This window comes from Nocardia nepalensis (genome assembly GCF_048910785.1).
GTDB lineage: Bacteria > Actinomycetota > Actinomycetes > Mycobacteriales > Mycobacteriaceae > Nocardia > Nocardia nepalensis.
Window position 1 is genome coordinate 455,333 of the sequence record NZ_JBKBET010000028.1, and the last position, 14,910, is coordinate 470,242.

Here is a 14,910-nt window from a genome sequence, read left to right on the forward strand (position 1 = left end):
ACCTATGCCGGTTCCGATACTCAAACAAGGCACCTATCTGATCGCGTCGGTCCAGTCAGCCTTGACCGACGCGGATACCGAGCGCCTACAGGACGACCTGATGAAACAGGTCAGCAAGTACCGAGCACACGGAATCATCGTGGACGTCACCGCGATCGATGTCATGGATTCGTTCGCGGCCAGATCGCTGCGTACCATCGCGCACATGACGCAGCTCCGCGGTGCCGAAACGGTCATCGTGGGATTGCAGCCCGAAGTCGCGTTCGCCATGGTGCAACTGGGCCTCACCTTCGAGGGCATGCACACCGCCCTCGATCTCGAGGAGGGCCTGGCCTGGCTGAATCGCAAAGCGCCGGTTCGCCGCCCGCGAGATGGTCGTGACAGTGGCCGCTGAGAACTTGGTGATCGCGGTCAAGGTGTCGGGTGACATCGTGATCGCACGTCAAGCTGGGCGAGAGCTAGCGGCCAGGCTCGGTTTTTCTCTGACGGATATGACCATGATCTCGACGGCGATCTCCGAGATCGCCCGAAATATCACCAGTTACGCGGGCAGTGGTGAAATACGGTTGCTGGTCGATGACCGGGAGGGTCGCCAGGCTCTGGTCGTCCAGGCCGAGGACCAGGGACCCGGCATTCGCGATATCGCCCGCGCGCTCGACGACGGATACTCCACCGGCCGCGGTCTCGGACTCGGCCTGCCCGGTGCGCGCCGTCTGATGGACCGTCTCACCGTCGAATCCACACCTGGGCGCGGCACGTTGGTGGAGATGTGGAAGTGGGTACCCAACGGTGCATGAGGACGGGATCATCGGCCGGATCGAATGGGCGGTGGCCGGTCGCGCCCTTCCCGGTCAGCGGGTCTCCGGTGATCGCGGTGTCGTGCTGGACGCGGGCGGCGGTGCGGTGCTCTTCGCCGTCCTCGACGGACTCGGCCACGGTGCGGCGGCCGCGGACGCCGCCGATCGGGCAGCGCAGGTGCTCTCGGAGAACCGCGCCGAACCATTGGACGTCCTGATGGTGCTGTGTCATCGGGCGATGGCCGACACCCGCGGCGCCGCAGTGTCTTTGGCGCTGTTCGGTGCGGCCGATACGGTGCACTGGCTCGGCGTCGGCAATGTCGAATCCCGGATTCTGACCGCGGGTCCGGTGGGTCTCACCATGCGCGCTACGGTCCTGATGACCGGTGGCATCGTCGGCTATCGGCTACCCCAGAACCTACAGGCGCAGACCGTTCCGGTGCGCCCCGGCGATCTGCTGCTGATGTCGACCGACGGCATCGTCACCGAATCCGCCGACAGCGGCATCGATCTATCCAAATCCACCGCCGAGATCACCGCCGAAATCCTGGCCAGGCACGCCAAGGACACCGACGACGCACTGGTGCTCGCGGCCCGTCACCGGGGCGACGTTCTGGGGGGGAGCAGCGTGAACGGCGGGATGATATGAGCGCGGCACTGGCCGCATTCTTCGACGCCTACGCGAAAGCGCTGCGGCGGCACCTCGACTCACCCTCTCAGGCCAGTCTCTCCGAGGGTTACGAACTCGGCCGTCGCGCGCTCGTCGAGGGCATCAGTCTGCTGGACCTGACCGAAAACCATTACCGGGTAGTCCAGGCCACCGAATCGAGCACCGCCAGCGAGGGCGACACCGCCAAACACACCGAGACCGCACTGGAATTCCTGCTGCAGACCCTCGCCGCACTGGACATCGCCACCCGCGGCTATATCGACGGCACCCGCCGCGCCGAGCAACAGCGTTCCCGCATCGACGATCTCGCGGGCCGCGACGCCTTCCGCACGGCACTGGTGGAGTCACTGCAGGACGGCTTCTTCGTGGCCGACGCGCGCGGCACCATCATCGAGGTCAACTCCGCCTTCGGCGCGCTGACCGGATACGGCGCCGCCGAACTCCCGTTCCCGCTGCCGCACCCCTGGTCCACGCCCGAGGGCCCGCGATATCCCGATCTCGGTACCGAGGCACAGCGTTTCGTGATTCCGGTCAAGCATCGCGACGGGCGCACCGTCTGGCTCGCGGTGAGCACCAGCGCGATGGTCGAACCGGAGAAGTACGAGCAGATCTTCGTCGGCACCATCCGCGATGTCACCGCCGAACACGATGCGCAGGCCCGCGATCAGGCGGCCTCCCGGCTGGCCACCGCCGTCGGTGCGGCGACCAGCGTGGTGGAGGTGCTCGCCGTCGGACTCGACGAGTTGCGCCGCACCGTCGGAGCCGAGACCGCCGTGGTGATGGTGTGGCCCAACCGCAATACCGGGCCGGAGGTGTATGTCTCCGGGGCCGAAGGCATTCCCGAGGGCACGGTGCTCGACGCCCGCGCGCGGGCCCTGCTGGACCGGGCCCGGCGCCGACCGCCGCGCAGCCTGTTCGCGATTCCGGAGGGCAACGAGAGCTCCGAGGGGATCGTGGCCCCGCTCGGCGAGACCGGCGATGCGGCGCTCTGGCTGCGCTTCGCCGCGCCACGTGCCATCAGCGCGGCGGACTGGACGTTGTTCTCCCTGCTCATCGGCCATCTCAGCCTCGCGGTGCAGCGGGCGCGCAACTTCGATCAGGCGCGCTCGACCTCGCTGACACTGCAGCGGGCCATGCTCGGTCCGATCGAACTGCCGCCTCGGTTCTCGGTGCACTACGAGCCCGCACTACCGCCGTTGGAGATCGGCGGCGACTGGTATGACGTGGTCCCGTTGCGCGACGGCACCATTGGGGTCGTGGTCGGCGACTGTGTCGGACGTGGTCTGTCGGCGGCCGTCGTGATGGGTCAATTGCGTACCGCCGCACGGGCTTTGCTGCTGCGCGGCGCCGGTCCGGCACAGCTGCTCGCGGAACTCGATACCGTCGCGGGCCGGATTCCCGGCGCGATGTGCACGACCGTATGCGCCGCCGTCCTCGATCCGGTGCGCGGACTGGTCCGCTACAGCAGCGCGGGACATATGCCGCCGATTCTGGCCGATGTCGGCCAGCCGGGCCGACTGCTCGAGGGCGGCCGGGCGGTACCGCTGGCCACCTTCGACACGCCACGGCGGCCCGAGGCCACCACCGCGCTGACACCGGGTTCGACGCTGGTGCTGTTCACCGACGGCCTGGTCGAACAGCGCGGTGTCGATATCGATGACAGCTTCGCCAAGATCTCGGCGGTACTCGCGGATACCGGGGGCAAATTGCCGCGCGAGGTCGCCGACGCGGTGCTGTCGCGACTACGCCCGTCCGCGGGCTACGACGACGATGTCGCTATGGTGGTCTACCGGCAACCGCCCGCGCCGCTGCGGCTGGAGATTCCGGCCAATCCGGATCAGCTCTCGGCCATGCGCAAGCGGCTCAAGGCCTGGCTCGCCGCCGCCGCGGTACCGCACGATCTCGCCTCCGACCTCATCGCCGCGGCCAACGAGGCCTGTAGCAATAGCATCGAACACGCCTACCGCAACGGCGGCGGGCGCGCCACCCGCGCGATGAGCTCAACGGCCGAACTGCTCGGCCGGGCCACGAGCCCAGCCGCCGCGGCCACCACAGACCCCGGACTCGTCGAACTGCGCGCCGAATGCGATACCCAAAAGGTCGTCATTTTGGTCACCGACACCGGAACATGGAAACCACGCTCGGCCGATCCAGGTCCGCGCGGGCGCGGCATCGACATGATGCGCGCGCTGACGGAAGAATTGGAGATAGATCACAGCGGATTGGGCACCCGCGTCCGCATGTCCGTAACGTTGCCCGCGATCAAGTCCCCAGTAGCGAACCCGCTTCGCGGCACGAACCGCCAGGTTTCTGGATGACGAATGCAGCACAGCGGGCGGGTTCATGGCAGATTGTGATGATGTGACCACCAACTCCGGAGACGCGTATCCCCTCGCGGACACGATGACCACCACGGTCGAGGCACAAGAAGGCGCGACCGTGCTCACGGTGTCCGGCGAAGTCGATCTGGCGACCGCGCCAGCGCTCGAGAACACCATCGAGGCCATCCTCAATGGCAGACCAGCGGTTCTGATCATCGACCTCACCGGGGTCAGCTTCCTCGCCTCGGCGGGGATGGCGACCCTGGTCGCGGCGCATCAGCGGGCCGGGGACGCGACGACGATCGTCATCGTCGCCGACGGTCCGGCGACCAGTCGTCAGCTGAAGATGACGAGTCTGGATCAGGTATTCGCGCTGCACACCACGCTGGCCGAGGCGCTGGCCAGCCTGCGCTGAGTACGTCCAGCGGGCCGTTGCGGCGGCCCGGATAGACCACATCCCGGCCTCCGCGCGACGGCGGAGGCCGGGATGGTCGTATTCAGCTCAGCACAGCTCCCGCAGCTGTTCGATCAACTTGACCCGTTCGGCCGGGGTCGCCGCCATCGGCACCACATTCAGCACCGTGACACCCGCCTCGCGGAACGCGGCCACCCGCTCCTTCACGAATCCGGCCGGGCCGACCAGCGAGATGTCCCGAACCAGCGCATCCGGGACGACCTTCGCGGCCTCTTCCTTCTTGCCCGCCAGGTACAGCTCCTGGATCCGGTCCGCCTCGGCGCCGTAGCCGTAGTTGGTGGCCAGCGTGTGATAGAAGTTCTTGCCCTTGGCACCCATGCCGCCGATGTAGAGCGCGAGGTGCGGTTTCACGAATTCCAGTAGCGGCGTGACGTTCTCGCCGATGGCCAGCGCGGGACCGGCGTAGATATCCAGCTCACCCAGGATCGGATCGCGTTTGGCCAGACCGGCATCCAGCGATTCACCCCAGATCTCCTTGGCCTTCTCCGGTACGAAGAAGATCGGCTGCCAGCCCTCGGCGATCTCGGCGGCCAACTGCACATTCTTCGGGCCGAGCGCGGCGAGCAGCACCGGAATGCGTTCGCGCACCGGGTGATTGATCAGCTTGAGCGGCTTGCCCAGGCCGGTGCCCTTATCGGCGGGCAGCGGGATCTGGTAGTACTTGCCCTGGTACTCGAGCCGCTCCCGACGCCACACCTTGCGGCAGATCTCCACCAGCTCCCTGGTGCGGCCGATCGGCGCGTCATAGGGAACGCCGTGGAAGCCCTCGATCACCTGCGGGCCCGACGCGCCGAGGCCGAGCACGTACCGACCGTCGGAGACGAAGTCCAGGCCTGCGGCGGTCATCGCGGTCAGGCTGGGGGTTCGGGTGTAGATCTGCAGGATGCCCGAGGCCAGTTGCAACCGTGTCGTCTTGGCCGCGAGGTACCCGAGCGCGCTCACCGCGTCGAACGAGTAGGCCTCCGGCACGAACACGATGTCGAGTCCGGCCTGCTCGAGGTCGGCCACCTCGGCGGCCGCCTCTTTGAAGCCGCCCGAGTAGTTGATGCTCAATCCGATCCGCATAGCACTCAACATAACCGCAGCTACGGACCGGGCGCGCACCGGCCACCTCGGCAAGGCGGTAGCGTATTCGCGGTAGTTCTCCACTGTCGTCGCAGGAAAACGAAAGGCCACCCGCCGTGTCGCAGCCCTCCTTCGCTGAGGCCACACTCGCGCAGTACCTGACCGACCTGGCCGCGAAGGTGCCCGCACCCGGTGGCGGCGCCGTCGCCGCGCTACACGCCGCACAGGGCGCCGCACTGGTGGCGATGGTCGCGCGCTACACCACCCGGGCCAAAGATGCCGAGCATCGGCCGATCGTCGACCGCATCATCGAGGCCGCCGACGCCGCCCGGGAGCGCGCACTCGCCTTGGCCGACGCCGACGCGGCCGCGTTCACCGCCGTCGGCAACGCCTACAAGCTGCCGAAGGAGCCCCCGGAGCAGGCCGCCGCCCGTGCCGATGCCATTACCGCCGCGTTGATCGAGGCCGCCCGGGTGCCCGCCGCGGTCGTCGATGAGGCCGACGAGGTGCTCTCGCTCGCCGCCGAGCTGCTGCCGATCGGCAACCCGAATGTGGTCACCGATATCGGCGCCGCCGCCGACGCCGCCCGCGCCGCGGCCACCAGCTCGCAGCTCAATATCGAAATCAATGTCGGTTCGTTGAGCGCCGAAGAGGGCGATAAATTCGCGACGGTGCTGATCCGCATCGACGAGATCATCGCCCGCGCGGACGCGTTGCACGCCGACGTACTTCACGTCGTGCGCAGCTGATTCCTGTCTCGAGCGGCTGGGTCGTTTGTCCGACTCGATGCCGGGTATGTCGCCCCTATAACGAAAACTGTGGAACTGGACGGCCGTTACAGAAACGGTACGTCTAGTTGATCATGAAGTCCTAGAATGGATTTCTGCGTCCCACACCAGCGTGAAGGGGTGGAGCCATGAGGAGCGCACTCAGACATCTTTTCCTCGCGGCCGTAGTCGTGGCCTTGGCCGCGTTCGGGTCCGGAGCGGCCATCGCCACCACAATCCTGAAACCCACGGCCGACGCGGTAGCCGCGATTACTCCGTCGGCGGGCCAGGAAGTGGGCATCGCGGCTCCGGTGACGATTCGATTCGCCGCACCCGTCGCCAACCGCGAACGGGCCGAACGATCGGTCGATATTCGAGCCACCGCCGCACTGCCAGGCACCTTCTCCTGGGCAAGCGATCGCGAACTGACCTGGGCGCCAACGAGTTTCCTGCCCGCACGGGCTCCGATCTCGGTACAGGTCGGCAATGCGCGCACGGAGTTCCGCACCAATGCGGGCGTGGTCGCCGATGCCGATATGTCGGCGCACACGTTCACCGTGAGCATCGGCGGAGGGGTCGCCCGGCAGATGCCCGCATCGATGGGCAAGCCCGGCTGGGAGACGCCGACCGGAACTTTCCCGATACTGGAAAAGGACCGTACGGTCGTGTTCGACTCGCGCACCATCGGCATTCCGCTGAGCTCGCCCGAGGGATACGTCATCAACGGCGAGTACGCCGAACGCCTCACGTGGAGTGGTGTTTTCGTACACTCCGCACCGTGGTCGGTGGACTCACAGGGCTATGCCAATGTCAGCCACGGCTGCATCAACCTGGCTCCCGATGACGCCGCCTGGTATTACGAGACCGTCAGCGTCGGCGACCCGGTGACCGTGCACTGGTGAGTCGTAAACAATCCGTATTCCTCCGCGACACCGCCCCTCATTCTCACGTACGGCAAGCAGACCTGGCAGTATCCTGCCGGGGTTGATACAACTGCGGGACACACGTACGGGTATGACCTGATGAAGGTGGGGCGATGGATCGACCGGATATGACCTCGCGGCCGAATACCGGTCTGCAACCGAGCATTGCGTCGCAACAACCGCACGGTGACCCGAGGGCATACCAGGCTCCCAACGACCCCATCCGGCCACGCCGGGCGCCGATCCCACCGGTCCCAGCGGGGCAGACGCCTTCGGATCAGGTTCCGTCGCACCAAGATCCGGGCCCACGCGTTCCGGGCCGAGGCCCGGTCGGGCAAGCACCCGATCACCAAATGCCGATCCGGCAAGCCCCGATGCGCCCGGCTCCCCCGAACCGTCGCGGACCGGTCCAACCCGATCCCGCCGATCAAACCCCGATGCACGGCGGTCCACTCCGCCGTGTACCGGTCGACCCGGAGCAGACCGGACCGATCCCCGGTCTTCCTCTCGACCAAGCCTCAGCCGACACGGGACCATTCCGGCGAATTACGAACAGTCAAATCCCTACCGGCGCAGGGCCATTCCGCCAAGTTCCGATCGACCGAGCCAGCACCGGCACCGGCCCGTTCCGACGGGTTCCGGGGGATCAAGCCCCGACCGACACCGGACCGCGCCACCGGATTCCGACCGAACAGGCGACCAGTGCCGGACCAATCCACCGGGTTCCCCCCGAGCAGGCACCAGCCGATACCGATCCGCGCCACCGGATTCCGACCCAACAGGCACCGACCAATACCGGACCGATCCATAGGGTTCCGCCCCAGCAGGCACCGACCGACACCGATCCGCGCCACCGGATTCCCACTGGGCAGTCACCGGCCAATACCGGTCCGCGCCACTGGATTCCGACCGAACAGGCACCGACCGACACCGGACCAATCCGGCGAGTGCCGATCGAGCAGGCGCCCACGGACTCGGGTGCACTGCGGCATGTTCCGGTCGACCACGTGACGACGCAATCCGGGCCGCTGCACCAAGTTCCCGGCGCTCCGACGCCGATGACCACCGGCCCGTTCCGCCGCATCACCGGCCACGAAGGTCCGAGCCCCCAAAACCCGAATCCGCAGGGCCCCACGCAAACCGGCCCGATTCGGCGCGATCCGATCCTGGAACCCCCCGCCCGCCGAGCCCCGATTCCCCCGGTCTCGATGCGCGAGGCGCTCCCGCAGACTCCCGACCCGAACCAGCACGCATCCGCATCGCAGTACCCGGAGCACCTTGCGCCTGCCGCACAGGCTCCACAGCCGCACGCCCCGACCTCGCCAGATCCGAACCGGCACGCTCCGGCCTCGCGAGAGCCGATCCAGCACACACCTGCCGCTCACGCCTCGGGTTGGCCGGTTCAGGTGCAGCGAAATCCGATGCACCAGAACCACACTCACGTGGGCGCTGTCGACGGCGACCCGGCCCGATCGGAGTCGAACCGTCATATTCCTGCCTCGCAATACCCGGACCAGCGCACTCTCCGCTCACCGGACCCGGGCCAACAGACTCCCGATCAACACGCTCCGATGTTCCGGCATCCGATCCAGCGAGATCCCATACGCCAGAACCCGATTCACGCTGCCGATGGGAATCACGCCGAGCAGGGCCTGAATCGCGGCGCAACGGCCCTGGAGCGGCAGTCGCTCGCCCTGCCGGATCCCATCCGTCAACCGACCGCGCCGCAAGATCCGATGCGGCAGAGCGTGACTCGCGTTGATGCTATCGAGGGCGCTGATCCGCAGGGACCGGACTATCAGGCGGAGTGGTCCGATTGGGTTGATGAGGCTCCGGCGGAGGAGAGGCCGCCCGCGCCGGATTACTTCCGGCACGAGGAGGCGCTGGCGGCCATGATCGATCGGTCGGGGCGGAATCAGTCGACGCGGCGGTGGCTGCCCGTGCTGGTCGGGTCGGTGGCGGCGGCGGGTCTGCTGGTGGTGGCGTTCGTGCAGCTCGTGCCGAATCCGCAACCGGCGACGGTGGCATCGTCCAGCCCGAGCCAGGTGGCGGTCTCGGGCCCCGCGTCCGAGGCGCAGTGTCCGGCCGAGCGGGTCGGCAGTAGCATCCAGGGCAATGGGGCGGGCGGTATGGATTCCGGACCGGCCGTCATCTTCGCCTTCCAGTACGCGTATTACGTCACCCGATCCGGTACGGCGGCCCGAGAGTTCGTGGCTCCCAACGCATCCGTCTCCCCCGCCACGACGATCCAGCAGGGCATCGACGGGATTCCGGTGGGTACCACGCACTGCGTCACGGTCACGCCGGGCGCCTTCGTGGGCCAATACCTGGTGCAGGTGACCGAACATCGGCCGGATTCGAAATCGATCACCTACAAGCCCCAGGTCGTCGCGACCGGACGCGTCGGCAGCCAAACCCTGATCACCGGAATCAGCGCGGCGCAGTAGTCAGACGGGCGAATTCCACGGCACCAGAACGATTTTCCCGCGTACGCGCCCGGATTCACTGAGCTGGTGCGCCTTGACCACATCGGCCATCGGCAGCACCTGATCGATCTCGACACGCAACCGCCCGTCCTCGAACAAGGCGGCCAACTCCCGCAGATCGCTACCGGACGGTGTGACATACAGCCGCTCATAGCGCGGATCATCCTCGGCATCGTTGCCCTGCGCGTCGATCAAGCGTCCGCCCTCGGCGAGCACCGGCAACGACCGCGACCCGTACGCGCCGCCGACGAGATCGAACACCACATCGATATCGCGGACCGCGTCCGCGAAATCGGTGGTGGTGTAATCGATCACTTCGTCCGCACCCAGCTCACGAAGGAACTCGTGGTTGGCGGCCTGAGCCGTACCGATTACATAAGCGCCACGATGCTTGGCGATCTGCACCGCGAAATGCCCGACACCGCCCGCCGCCGCATGCACCAGCACGCGTTGCCCGGCAACGACTTCGGTGAGTCCCTGCCAGGCGGTCAGCACCGCGGTGGGCACTCCTGCGGCGTGGATGTGGTCGATGCTCGCCGGTTTCGGTGCGAGGATATCGGCCTGCGCCACAACGTATTCCGCATACGCACCGAAACGACTGAGCACCATGCCGTAGACCTCGTCCCCGACCTGGAACTGCTCGACGCCCGCACCGACCTCGTCCACGATCCCGGACACATCGAGACCCAGCGTGAACGGCGGATCCCCGAGTTTGCGCACCGCCCCGGAGCGCAACTTCCAGTCCGCCGCATTCATGCCGGTGGCGGCGACCCGCACCACCACCTCACCCGGCCCGGCACTCGGCCGATCGACCTCGACGATTTCCAGGACCTCGGGACCACCGAATGTTTGTTGCGTAATTGCGAGCATGCCAACGATTCTGCGTTCGCCTAGTGTCCAAAGGAAAGAAGGCACTTTGATGATCCCGAGGTTCCCGATGGATACCATCGTCGACTGGTCCGACTCCGACAACCTGGTCAAGGCCTATCTGACCAACTGTCCGGCCCGCGAAGTGCTCACCGTCCTCGCGGACAAATGGGTGCTCCTGGTTCTCGGAGTGCTGCGCATGGCGGGCAGTCCGGTGCGCTTCAACGACCTGCGCCGCCGGCTGGACGGCATTACCCAGAAGATGCTCACCCGCACCCTGCGCAATCTCGAGCGCGACGGCCTGGTCCGCCGCGCCGTCTACCCCACCGTCCCGCCACGCGTCGAGTACTCGCTCACCGAATTGGGTGCCAGCCTGGGCGAACTGAGCCATGCGATGGGCGTCTGGTCGGTGCGCCACCATAGCGAAATCCTCTCCGCCCGTAGCGATTTCGATACCAGGGCGGCGACGGATCCCGAACCCGTCTGAAGGCGTCAGGCGACCCTGAGGAGGTCGCCGCCGGAGGCGAGGGCGGCATAGCGGCCGTCGGCGTCCATGAGCTCGCGGTGGGTGCCGCGTTCGATGATCTGACCGTGGTCGAGGACGACGATCTGATCCGCGTCGCGGATGGTCGAGAGCCGGTGCGCGATGGTGATGGTGGTTCGACCTTCCGACAGTGCGTCGATGGCCGCCTGTACCTCCTGCTCGGTCCGGTTGTCCAGCGCACTGGTCGCCTCGTCGAGGACCAGAATCGGTGGGTTGCGGAGTATTACCCGCGCCACCGCCAAGCGCTGCTTCTCGCCGCCGGAGAACCGGTATCCGCGCTCACCGACCAGTGTGTCGTAGCCGTCCGGCAGGCTCGCGATGTGATCATGGATCTGCGCCGCCCGCGCGGCGGCATGCAACTCCTCTTCTGTCGCATCGGGTTTGGCGAAGCGCAGATTGTCCGCGACCGACGCGTGGAACAGGTAGGTCTCCTGCGACACCACGCCGACCGCGGCGGCGAGATCGGCAAAGGACAACTCCCGCACGTCGATTCCGTCGATTTCAACCGATCCCGAGGTCACGTCATAGAGCCGTGCCACCAAGTACCCGAGTGTGGTCTTGCCCGAACCGGTCGCACCCACTATGGCCAGACTGGACCCGGCGGGCACGGTGATGTCGATGTCCCGCAATACATCCCGGGTGCCCGATCCGTAGCCGAAGCCGACGTGAGCGAAGCGCACCGCGCCCTCGACTCCCGAATCCGGTACCGGAACAGGCTTTATCGGCTCCTCGATATCCGGCTTCAGATCCAGGTATTCGAAGATCCTGCCGAACAGCGACATCGAACTCTGCACCTCCACGCCGGTGTACAGCAGCTGCACCATCGGGCGCAGCAGACTCGTCTGCAGGGTCGTGAAGGCCACCAGCGTGCCGATCGAGACCAGCGGATGTCCTGCCGCGACAGTCAATCCCGCCGCCCAGTAGACGACTGCGGGCATGGCCGCCATGACGATCTGAATCGTCGACTGCCGCCACCGCCCGGCCATTCCGGACCGGATCTCCAGATCGACCAGCCCGCGCGACTCCTTCGCGAAATCGTCGACCAGCGCGGGTGAGCGGCCCATCGTGCGTCCGAGCAGAATGCCGCTCACCGATAGCGATTCCTCCACGATCGCCGACATGCCCGCCAACTTCTGCTGGCGCTGCGCGGTGATCTTCCTGCGCTCGTCGCCGACGCGCCGGCTGATCCAGACGAAGAACGGCAACATGATCAGCGATACCGCCGTGAGCCGCCAGTCCAAGGCGATCATCGCGATCACGGAGGCGATCACCGTGGTGAAGTTGGAGACCAGTGAGGTCGCGGTGGAGGTGACCGTCGACTGCATGCCGCCGATGTCGTTGGCGATGCGCGACTGCACCTCGCCGGTGCGGGTAGTCGTGAAGAACGACAACGGCATTCGCTGCAGCTGCGCATATACCGCCGAGCGCAGATCGTGCATGACCTCTTGGCCGACTGCCGTGGATATGTAGGTCTGCAGTACGCCGAAGACGCTGGTCAGTGCGGCGACCGCGACCATGCCCGCGGCCAGCGCGGTCAATAGTCCGGTGCGACCGTGCGGGAGGGCGTCGTCGAGGATGCCGCGCAACATGAACGGCGAGGCCAGCGCGACCAGGGAGGACAGTCCGACGAGCGCGGCGACCAGGGCCAGGCGCGCTCGGTACGGGCGAAACAGCCGGACGATCCGGCGAAGTTGATGTGGGGGCTGCATAGGCGCCTCCTTCCAGGGAACTAGGAGATGAAACTGAGCATGACTCATAATTGTTCCCAAAACAATGAGTTATGCTCAGCGTTATGGATGCCGCTCCCGATCCCGACCTCCCCGAGCTGTTCCTGCGCACCGCGAAACGCATCCGCCGCAATCAGGTTGCCCGGCTCGCCCCCCTGGGCATCACCCCAGGTCAGGCGCGTGCATTGCGCATTCTCGGGCACCACGACGAGCCGCTGCGGATGGCCGCCCTTGCCGATCACCTCGGCATTGTCCCGCGATCCGCCACCACCGTGGTCGATGCCCTCGAGTCCGCGGACCTGGTCTCGCGCGCGCCCGACCCCACCAACCGCCGCTCTACCCTGGTGACCCTGACCGACTCCGGCCGAGCCGCCCTCTCTCAGATGGCCACCGCCCGCCGCGAGGCCGCCGAGGAAGTCTTCGCCACCCTCACTGCCGAGCAGCGCGACACCCTGCGCGGGTTGCTCGCCGCACTCGATTCGGATGCGTCGTCGTCGATGGCTGCAAGACAGATCTCGTTGACATCGGCGTCGTCGCAGCGCTGAATGGGGTCATGTTGGACTCGTCCGCCGCTCCGATTGTCAAGGTAGAGACCGGTATTGCCGGGGCGGGGGCCACGTGTTTCCTGCTGCGGGGCGTACTCGACGCGACCGAATGCACCGAAATCATCGACGAGGCAACGCATTCGGGCTTCGCACCGACCGGTGCACACTATCCGCCGTCCTATCGGAACAACGACCGGCTGGTTCGCGACGATCCGGCGCTGGCCGACACACTGTTCACCCGGATCGCCGAACACCTTCCGGCACGGCTGCGCATCGATGGCGCCGACTGGCGGCTGATCGGCCTCAACGAGCGGTTCCGCTACTGCCGCTACCGCGGCGGCCAATCCTTCACCACCCACCGCGACGGCGCGCATGCCAGAACCGACACCGTCGTCTCCCGCCTGACCTGCATGATCTACCTCAACGACGGCACCGAATTCGACGGCGGCCAGACCCGGTTCTACGCGAGCGGCGAACCGGACGCCGCCTCGCTCGGAGTGGTCCGGCCCGAGACCGGCACGATCGTGGTCTTCGATCACGCGCTGTGGCACGACGGCGAGCCGGTCACCGGCGGAACGAAATGGGTGATGCGCACCGACGTGCTGTACGAACGGGAACAGCACGCCGTTTCATCACCGCAGATCCTGCGCGGGCACGATGGTTACGTCTGGAGTGTGGTGTCCCGCCCGGACGGCACCCTCGCAACAGCGTCCCGCGACCGCACCATCCGAATCTGGGAGCCGACCGCCGACGGCTACTCCCCGCGCTCCACCCTCCGCGGCCACGACAGTTCGGTGGTCACGCTGCTCGCGCATCCGAATGGCGATCTATGGAGCGGATCGCGTGACGGCGCTGTCTGCCGCTGGCGTTCGGGGCAGCCGGTGACCGCCGGACACCACGACGGCGCGGTCCTCTGCGCAACATCCCTGATCGACGGCCGTGTCGTCACCGGAGGCGCAGACGGCCACCTTCGATGGTGGCACGAGGACGGCAGCCCGGACGGCGCGCTCGCGGTAGGCGGCTGGGTGTGGAGTGTGGTTTCCTTTGGCACACAACTGATTTCCGGATCGGAAGACGGCACGATCAGAGTGTGTGACGCGAACCGGCTCGCCGCGACCGTTCAAGCGCCCGCGCCAGTCCGCGCGCTGGCCGTCACTGCATCGGGCACCGTGATCAGCGGTGACGCCGACGGATGGCTGCGTACATGGCAACTGACGCCTTCCCGTGCGCACGAGCAAGAAATCGACGGAGTATCCGAAGGTGCACTGAAATTCGCTGCCCCACAAGAGCAGCAGGGAGCCGCTGCACCGACCGCTCCACATGAGCAGACTGAACGGGCGACACCCACCGTTCCACCCAAACGGACAGCGCAGGCGATAGCGCCACGTGCGCAGACGGCTCGAAAGGCACACACGGGCGCGGTCTGCGCGGTGACACCTCTACCCGGTGGCCGAATAGCCAGCGGCGGCGAGGACGGTGCCGTACGGATATGGCGCGAAGCCGATCTCGCGGAAGTTGCGGCATTCCACCACGACGATTTCGTCCGCGGCCTCGCGGTTCTCTCCGACGGGCGTTTGGCGAGCGCCTCCTACGACGGAACCGTTCGACTGTGGTCGCCGCACCGGCAGTAACCCGAGGCGGAACCGCTCAGCCAATTTCCGCCGACCGCTTACGAACTCGGCCCGATCAGCATGGTCCCGAGATAGCCACACGCGCCGCCCCA

The 14,910-nt window shown here is 66.8% G+C and carries 14 protein-coding genes; 11 read left to right on the forward strand and 3 right to left on the reverse strand.

Features of this window, described 5'->3' with window-relative positions; genetic code table 11:
* Nucleotides 1-4: 4 nt before the first annotated feature.
* Genes ACHQ4I_RS22820 through ACHQ4I_RS22840 form a run of 5 tightly spaced genes read left to right on the forward strand, consistent with a single transcriptional unit; the run spans nt 5 to nt 4,203 of the window.
* Nucleotides 5-394, forward strand: coding sequence for an STAS domain-containing protein (locus ACHQ4I_RS22820; RefSeq protein WP_420773827.1), 390 nt, complete (start codon nt 5-7; stop codon nt 392-394).
* The gene (locus ACHQ4I_RS22825; protein WP_420773828.1) at nt 372-797 is read left to right on the forward strand and encodes an ATP-binding protein; all 426 of its coding nucleotides are present in this window, start codon (nt 372-374) and stop codon (nt 795-797) included. The genes ACHQ4I_RS22820 and ACHQ4I_RS22825 overlap by 23 nt, the downstream gene beginning before the upstream one ends.
* Nucleotides 790-1,446 (forward strand): SpoIIE family protein phosphatase, encoded by a 657-nt coding sequence (locus ACHQ4I_RS22830; RefSeq protein ID WP_420773829.1) that lies wholly within the window; start codon nt 790-792, stop codon nt 1,444-1,446. The genes ACHQ4I_RS22825 and ACHQ4I_RS22830 overlap by 8 nt, the downstream gene beginning before the upstream one ends.
* Entirely contained in the window at nt 1,443-3,785 is a 2,343-nt protein-coding gene (locus tag ACHQ4I_RS22835; RefSeq protein ID WP_420773830.1) for a SpoIIE family protein phosphatase, read from the forward strand. The genes ACHQ4I_RS22830 and ACHQ4I_RS22835 overlap by 4 nt, the downstream gene beginning before the upstream one ends.
* A 43-nt stretch (nt 3,786-3,828) precedes the next feature.
* On the forward strand, nt 3,829-4,203 hold the full coding sequence (locus ACHQ4I_RS22840) for an STAS domain-containing protein (RefSeq protein WP_420773831.1): 375 nt from the start codon (nt 3,829-3,831) through the stop codon (nt 4,201-4,203).
* A gap of 87 nt (nt 4,204-4,290) precedes the next feature.
* Here the strand turns inward: ACHQ4I_RS22840 and ACHQ4I_RS22845 are convergent, their stop codons facing one another.
* The gene (locus ACHQ4I_RS22845; protein ID WP_420773832.1) at nt 4,291-5,328 is read right to left on the reverse strand and encodes an LLM class F420-dependent oxidoreductase; all 1,038 of its coding nucleotides are present in this window, start codon (nt 5,326-5,328) and stop codon (nt 4,291-4,293) included.
* A gap of 116 nt (nt 5,329-5,444) precedes the next feature.
* Between ACHQ4I_RS22845 and ACHQ4I_RS22850 the strand changes: the two genes are divergently transcribed.
* From ACHQ4I_RS22850 to ACHQ4I_RS22860, 3 genes are all read left to right on the forward strand, one after another.
* Nucleotides 5,445-6,077, forward strand: a complete 633-nt coding sequence (locus tag ACHQ4I_RS22850) for a cyclodeaminase/cyclohydrolase family protein (RefSeq protein WP_420773833.1) — start codon at nt 5,445-5,447, stop codon at nt 6,075-6,077.
* Between the two features lie 167 nt (nt 6,078-6,244).
* Entirely contained in the window at nt 6,245-6,997 is a 753-nt protein-coding gene (locus ACHQ4I_RS22855) for a L,D-transpeptidase (RefSeq protein ID WP_420773834.1), read from the forward strand.
* Nucleotides 6,998-8,766: 1,769 nt separating this feature from the next.
* Nucleotides 8,767-9,465, forward strand: a complete 699-nt coding sequence (locus tag ACHQ4I_RS22860; RefSeq protein ID WP_420773835.1) for a DUF8176 domain-containing protein — start codon at nt 8,767-8,769, stop codon at nt 9,463-9,465.
* Here the strand turns inward: ACHQ4I_RS22860 and ACHQ4I_RS22865 are convergent, their stop codons facing one another.
* Nucleotides 9,466-10,374, reverse strand: a complete 909-nt coding sequence (locus ACHQ4I_RS22865) for an NADP-dependent oxidoreductase (RefSeq protein ID WP_420773836.1) — start codon at nt 10,372-10,374, stop codon at nt 9,466-9,468.
* A gap of 67 nt (nt 10,375-10,441) precedes the next feature.
* Here ACHQ4I_RS22865 and ACHQ4I_RS22870 point away from each other — a divergent pair, with 67 nt between their 5' ends.
* Nucleotides 10,442-10,858: a winged helix-turn-helix transcriptional regulator gene (locus ACHQ4I_RS22870; protein WP_420773837.1), complete on the forward strand. Its 417-nt coding sequence runs from the start codon at nt 10,442-10,444 to the stop codon at nt 10,856-10,858.
* A 5-nt stretch (nt 10,859-10,863) separates the two neighbouring features.
* Here the strand turns inward: ACHQ4I_RS22870 and ACHQ4I_RS22875 are convergent, their stop codons facing one another.
* Nucleotides 10,864-12,624 carry an ABC transporter ATP-binding protein gene (locus ACHQ4I_RS22875; protein WP_420773838.1) on the reverse strand — a complete coding sequence of 587 codons (1,761 nt, stop codon included), beginning with the start codon at nt 12,622-12,624 and terminating at the stop codon, nt 10,864-10,866.
* Between the two features lie 83 nt (nt 12,625-12,707).
* Here ACHQ4I_RS22875 and ACHQ4I_RS22880 point away from each other — a divergent pair, with 83 nt between their 5' ends.
* Both ACHQ4I_RS22880 and ACHQ4I_RS22885 read left to right on the forward strand, forming a co-directional pair.
* The gene (locus ACHQ4I_RS22880; protein WP_420773839.1) at nt 12,708-13,187 is read left to right on the forward strand and encodes a MarR family winged helix-turn-helix transcriptional regulator; all 480 of its coding nucleotides are present in this window, start codon (nt 12,708-12,710) and stop codon (nt 13,185-13,187) included.
* An 8-nt stretch (nt 13,188-13,195) separates the two neighbouring features.
* Complete coding sequence (locus tag ACHQ4I_RS22885; RefSeq protein ID WP_420773840.1) at nt 13,196-14,818, forward strand: 2OG-Fe(II) oxygenase; 1,623 nt, start codon at nt 13,196-13,198, stop codon at nt 14,816-14,818.
* The last annotated feature ends 92 nt before the right edge of the window (nt 14,819-14,910 follow it).

Bases quoted from the DNA above. Each gene is read 5' to 3' on its own strand.
- ACHQ4I_RS22865 (WP_420773836.1), bottom strand. From the start codon at position 10,374: ATGCTCGCAATTACGCAACAAACATTCGGTGGTCCCGAGGTCCTGGAA.
- ACHQ4I_RS22820 (WP_420773827.1), top strand. From the start codon at position 5: ATGCCGGTTCCGATACTCAAACAAGGCACCTATCTGATCGCGTCGGTC.
- ACHQ4I_RS22845 (WP_420773832.1), bottom strand. From the start codon at position 5,328: ATGCGGATCGGATTGAGCATCAACTACTCGGGCGGCTTCAAAGAGGCG.
- ACHQ4I_RS22880 (WP_420773839.1), top strand. From the start codon at position 12,708: ATGGATGCCGCTCCCGATCCCGACCTCCCCGAGCTGTTCCTGCGCACC.
- ACHQ4I_RS22875 (WP_420773838.1), bottom strand. From the start codon at position 12,624: ATGCAGCCCCCACATCAACTTCGCCGGATCGTCCGGCTGTTTCGCCCG.
- ACHQ4I_RS22855 (WP_420773834.1), top strand. From the start codon at position 6,245: ATGAGGAGCGCACTCAGACATCTTTTCCTCGCGGCCGTAGTCGTGGCC.
- ACHQ4I_RS22885 (WP_420773840.1), top strand. From the start codon at position 13,196: ATGTTGGACTCGTCCGCCGCTCCGATTGTCAAGGTAGAGACCGGTATT.
- ACHQ4I_RS22835 (WP_420773830.1), top strand. From the start codon at position 1,443: ATGAGCGCGGCACTGGCCGCATTCTTCGACGCCTACGCGAAAGCGCTG.
- ACHQ4I_RS22870 (WP_420773837.1), top strand. From the start codon at position 10,442: ATGGATACCATCGTCGACTGGTCCGACTCCGACAACCTGGTCAAGGCC.
- ACHQ4I_RS22825 (WP_420773828.1), top strand. From the start codon at position 372: ATGGTCGTGACAGTGGCCGCTGAGAACTTGGTGATCGCGGTCAAGGTG.